This is a genomic window from Candidatus Eisenbacteria bacterium (genome assembly GCA_016867495.1).
Taxonomy (GTDB): domain Bacteria; phylum Eisenbacteria; class RBG-16-71-46; order CAIMUX01; family VGJL01; genus VGJL01.
The window spans coordinates 1-1,770 of the sequence record VGJL01000350.1 but is presented as its reverse complement, the minus strand read 5'-3'; the positions used below and the strand labels follow the sequence as shown (position 1 = coordinate 1,770).

Annotated in this window: 1 protein-coding gene; it reads left to right on the top strand. The window is 68.8% G+C overall.

Annotated elements, in window-relative coordinates:
* Nucleotides 1-1,203: 1,203 nt before the first annotated feature.
* A partial coding sequence (locus FJY88_14180; GenBank protein MBM3288475.1) for a hypothetical protein occupies nucleotides 1,204-1,770 on the top strand: 567 nt, incomplete at its 3' end.

The window sequence follows — 1,770 nt, the reverse complement described above, 5'->3', positions numbered from 1 at the left end:
CCGCGTGGACGGTCTTCCGCTGCGACCTTCTCGTCCGCAGGGGGAGCGTACTCAGCTACTGGGCGCGACAGGAGCACGATCCGCAGGGGAGGGGACGGCTGGCCGTCGATGCCGTGACAGAAACGGGCAGAGTGTTGAGCGTCGATCTGCGCGACGGGGGTGGACTTCCCGCCGACCCGGGACGCTACGCCTATTCGCTCAGGAAGTGGCATCACTTCTTCGTGCGGCTCGATCCGTGGGCGGGCGAACGGATCCGGGAGATTCTCGTTCGCTACGAAGCCCCCGGCAGAGGCTCCGGCGTCCCGCCCCCGATCGAGGAAGCGCCTGAGGGCCGCGGCATCGCTGGCGGCGGAGGCCCGAAGAACCCCCTCCACGACATCCCCTCGATCGGCGGGTGCTTCGCCGGGTACATCGATGAAATCCGCGTCGACTTCGATGAAGCCGGAGCAATCCTCGATCCCGAGTTCGCACGAGACAGAGACCGGGACGGATCCGCGGACTACTGGGTCGCCCCCTGGCCGGGCAACGGGCTTCCCGAGTCGAGCGCGGGGGTGCCGTTGCATGGCGATGACGGCGCGGAGCTATGGATTGCCCCTCAGGGGGCCGCTGCGGCCGGGATGGCGCAGGTCCTGTCTTCCGTCGAGGAGGGAGGCGGCCGCCTCGTCCTCAGGTTCTCGGTCAGATCCCTCTCCTCGGGCTTTCTGCGGCTGGCCACGGTCGATCCGGCGACCGGGCTGTCGCACGATCAGGAGTCGCTCGGGCCGATCGGGCAGTTCTGGCAGGAGCGCGAGGTGCTGCTGGAGAGGCCTCCAACTGCCCCGGTTCTACTCGAGCTGACGGCGACGGGCGGACCGCTGGGCATCAGGGATCTGCGGGAGGGGGATCTCGTCCCGTGCCCCGCCTCCGCCGCGGCGGCCGGCGCGGCGTTCCCCGATGTCCGGCCCAACCCGACGAGTGGGGACCTGCGCGTCACCTGGAATCCTCTCGCGCGGAGGAGGTCCCAGCGGCTGGAGCTCTTCGACGTCGCGGGCCGCCTCGTCGCAAGGCTGCGTCAGGGAGAAAACGAAGGCCCGTCAGGTGAGGCGAGCTGGGCGCTCAGGGATGGCGCGGGGCGGGCCCTGCCCTCCGGCGTCTACTACCTCCGTCTCCATTCGGGACTGGTGTCGTCCGTTCGGACGATCCAGATCGTCCGGTGAGGCTGGGATGCGGAATCGAAGGTCGATCGTAGGCTGGGTCAGCTCCTGCTCTCTCCTTGCGGCTCTCGTCGCGCCGCCCCTGAGCGAGGCAGCGTCCGACGCGCTCCTCAACCGGTTTCGCCCCGCGCTATACTTCGAGAACGCCGGGCCGGGCGGCAGACGCGTCGACTACCCGTCGCTGTACGACGACGACAGAGACATCGAGAACAACTTCCTGGCTCCCGAGCTGGCGAGTGGAGCGAACTGCTACGGGCTCGTTCACGAGCAGCGCGATGCCAACGGGAAGATCTGCTGGGTGGTCCAGTACCATTACTACTTCGCCCGCAACTGGAGCAGCGCCAGCCCCCCCTTCGGCTGCTACACGCACGAGCACGACTGGGAGTGGATCATCGTCGTGGTCGGATCCGTGGGCGGCGTGGCGGAACCCTACTGCGCCTGTTTTTCGGCGCACACCGCCGGCAACCCGGACCTCTTCGGCCGCGCCGGAGCGGTGCGGCTGTTTCCGGAGATAGCGGGAGGCTCGGTGTGGAAGGCGGAGTGGGACGGGAATCCGGACCAGGCCCCACGCGTCAGC